Origin of the sequence: Phenylobacterium sp., from assembly GCF_031360265.1 — a bacterium.
Taxonomy (GTDB): domain Bacteria; phylum Pseudomonadota; class Alphaproteobacteria; order Caulobacterales; family Caulobacteraceae; genus Phenylobacterium.
The window spans coordinates 1-3,118 of sequence record NZ_JANMBF010000134.1; the positions used below are offsets into that span (position 1 = coordinate 1).

Consider the following 3,118-nt stretch of genomic DNA (forward strand, 5'->3'; position numbering starts at 1 on the left):
CGCCGGTGACCTTGGAGGCGGAGGCCATCCGCGGGTTGAAGTTCCGCGCCGGGCGGCGAGAGCCGCGGTTGCCCTCGGGATCGCCCCGCCACGCCTTGACGATGGCAAGGACGGCGGTCAGCCCGCGCTCCATCACATACATCTCGCCGTCGAACTCACGGACTTCCTTGCCCTCAGCCACCAGGGTGCCGACGCCGGTTTTGGTGAAGAAGGCGGGGATGCCCGCGCCGCCGGCGCGGATACGCTCGGCCAGCGTGCCCTGCGGATTGAACTCCAGCTCCAGCTTGCCGGACAGGTAGAGCTCGGCGAACAGCTTGTTCTCACCGACATAGCTGGAGATCATCTTCTTGATCTGCCCGCCGGCCAGCAGGACGCCGAGGCCGAAATCGTCGACCCCGCAGTTGTTGGAGATCACCGTCAGGTCCTTCACCCCCGCGTCGCGGATCGCCGCGATCAGGTTTTCGGGAATGCCGCAGAGGCCAAAGCCCCCCGCCATGATTGTCATGCCGTCGAACAGCACGCCCGAGAGCGCGTCTGCGGCGGACTTCGCGACCTTGCTGACCATGCCCGTCCTGTTACGCCGCAATGCAACATTTGAGAACCGGCGCCATGAGAAAAAGCGCTCAGGTGCGCAAATCCGCTTTCAAGCCACCGCGATGCGCGATCCAGTGGCGCCATGAACGCCCACTCCCTGCTGGTCCAGGCGCTGGTCTATCTGGCGGCCGGCGTGATCTCGGTGCCGATCGCCAAGCGGCTGGGGCTGGGCTCGGTGCTGGGCTACCTGATCGCCGGCGTCGTGGTCGGGCCGTTCCTGCTGAATCTGGTGGGCGAGCCCGGTGAGGTGCAGCGGTTCGCCGAGTTCGGCGTGGTCATCCTCTTGTTCCTGATCGGGCTGGAGGTGCGCCCGGCGCTGTTGTGGAAGCTGCGCACGACGATCTTCGGCCTGGGCCTGGCGCAGCTACTGGGCGCTGCGGCCCTGGTCGCGGCCGCGTCCCTGGCGCTTGGCCTGGACTGGCGCGCAGGCGTCGCCGTCGGCCTGATCCTGGCGATGTCCTCGACCGCCATCGTCCTGCAGAGCCTGGAAGAAAAGGGCATGCGCCAGGGTCCGGTGGGCCAGGCGTCGTTCGGCGTGCTGCTGTTCCAGGACCTGGCGGTGATCCCGCTGTTCGCGCTCCTGCCGCTGCTGACCCCGGCCGGCGCGCCTGCGGCCGCCCCCCCGGCCGCCCATGCGGCGAACCTGCTGGCGGCCCTGCCCGGCTGGGAGCAGGCGGCGGCGCAACTGGCCGGCATCGTGGCGGTGATCGTCGCGGGCCGCTATCTGACCCGGCCGATGTTCCGCTTCATCGCCGCCGCCCGGCTGCGCGAGATCTTCACCGCCTCGGCCCTGCTGCTGGTGGTGGCCGTCGCGGCCCTGATGGAGCTGGTCGGCCTGTCGCCCGCGCTGGGCGCCTTCCTGGCCGGGGTGGTGCTGGCCGAGAGCGAGTTCCGGCGCGAGCTGGAAACCGACATCGAACCGTTCCGCGGCCTGCTGCTCGGCCTGTTCTTCATCACCGTCGGCGCGGGGTTGGATCTGGGTCTGGTCGCCCGCCACCCCCTGGCCATCGCGGGGCTGGTGGTCGGGCTGATGAGCTTGAAGACCCTGGCCATGTATGGCGCCGGCCGGCTGTTCGGCCATCCGCACCGCACGGCGATGAGCACCGCCGTCGCCCTGGCCCAGGGGGGCGAGTTCGCCTTCGTGCTGCTGACGTTCGGGCTGGGCGCGCGGGTGATGGACGCTGACCTGGCGCACCTGCTGACCGCGGTGGTGGCGGTCTCCATGGCGCTGACGCCGCTGGTCTCGGCGGCCTATGACCGGCTGGTGCTGAGCCGCCCGCAGGCGCACGCCGAGCCCGAGCGCCTGGCCTTCGACGAGGGCGATCCGGACGTGATCGTCGCCGGCTTCGGCCGCTTCGGCCAGATCGCCGCGCGCCTGCTGATGGCCAACAACTTCAAGGTCGTGCTGCTGGACTCCTCGATCGAGCAGATCGACCTGATCCGCCGCTTCGGCTGGCGGGTGCACTATGGCGACGCCAGCCGCATCGACCTCTTGCGCACCGCCGGCGCCGCCAAGGCCAGGCTGCTGCTGGTGGCCATCGACGACCGCGACAAGGCCGTGGAGATGGTCGCGTCCGCGCGCGAGGCCTTTCCCAATCTGACTATCTTCGCCCGCGCCTTCGACCGGCGCCACGCCTATGAGCTGATGAAGACCCCGGGGGTTTCGGTCGAGCGCGAGACGCTGGAGAGCGCCATCAATTTCGGCCGCCGCGCCCTGCTGAAGCTTGGCCTCACCGAGCGCCGCGCCGCCCGCGCCGCCGGCCTGTTCCGCGAACAGGATCAGGCGATCTTCACCCAGCTCGCCCCCATCGCCGGCGAGGAGGACCGCTACGTGATGGCCGTGCGCGACAGCCGCGACACCACCGAGCGGGTGCTGCGCGCCGAAATGGCCCGCATCGCCGGGGAGGAGGACCTGGAGGACGCCCCGCAACTGGTCGATCCGCAAGCGGTGGAGCCGGCCGAAGAGCGGGTGTAGACCTGCGGGAATGTCGCAAGCCCAGACCCTGCCCGACCCTATCGCGCCCGTCTCCTTCACCGGCTTCAGCCGCGACTTCACAGGCTTCACGCAGGCGCTGGGAGGCTCCTTCGCCCGCTATGGCTTCGCGGTGATCGCCGACCACGCCATCCCCCAGGACCGGATCGACGCCGCCCTGGCCGCCGCCAGGGCGTTCTTCGCCCTGCCCGAGGCGGTGAAACTGACCTACAAGCTGCCCGTCGGCGGCCAGCGGGGCTTTACCCCCTTCGGCGTCGAGACCGCCAAGGGCGAGACTCACCCCGACCTGAAGGAATTCTGGCACGTCGGCCGCGAGCTGCCGCCGGGCCACCCGTACCGCGGCCACATGGCCGACAACGTCTGGCCTGACGCCGAGGTCGCCGAGTTCCACGCCGCCGTCGGCTGGCTCTACGACGCGCTGGACGCCATGGGCCTGAAACTGCTGGAAGCCATCGCCTGCTACCTCGGCCTCGACCGGCGGTTCTTCGCGCCGACCGTCGACTTCGGCAACTCGATCCTGCGCCTGCTGCA

At 69.9% G+C, this 3,118-nt stretch carries 3 protein-coding genes; 2 read left to right on the forward strand and 1 reads right to left on the reverse strand.

The window, feature by feature from the left end; all coding sequences use genetic code 11:
- Nucleotides 1-565 (reverse strand): CoA transferase subunit A (locus tag RMN86_RS12330; RefSeq protein WP_309606139.1); only part of this gene is annotated, 565 nt, incomplete at its 3' end.
- A 111-nt stretch (nucleotides 566-676) separates the two neighbouring features.
- On the opposite strand from RMN86_RS12330, the gene RMN86_RS12335 reads away from it, so the two are divergent.
- Nucleotides 677-2,569 carry a monovalent cation:proton antiporter-2 (CPA2) family protein gene (locus tag RMN86_RS12335; RefSeq protein ID WP_309606140.1) on the forward strand — a complete coding sequence of 631 codons (1,893 nt, stop codon included), beginning with the start codon at nucleotides 677-679 and terminating at the stop codon, nucleotides 2,567-2,569.
- A gap of 10 nt (nucleotides 2,570-2,579) precedes the next feature.
- Nucleotides 2,580-3,118: 2-oxoglutarate and iron-dependent oxygenase domain-containing protein (locus tag RMN86_RS12340; RefSeq protein ID WP_309606141.1), on the forward strand; the 539-nt coding region annotated here is incomplete at its 3' end.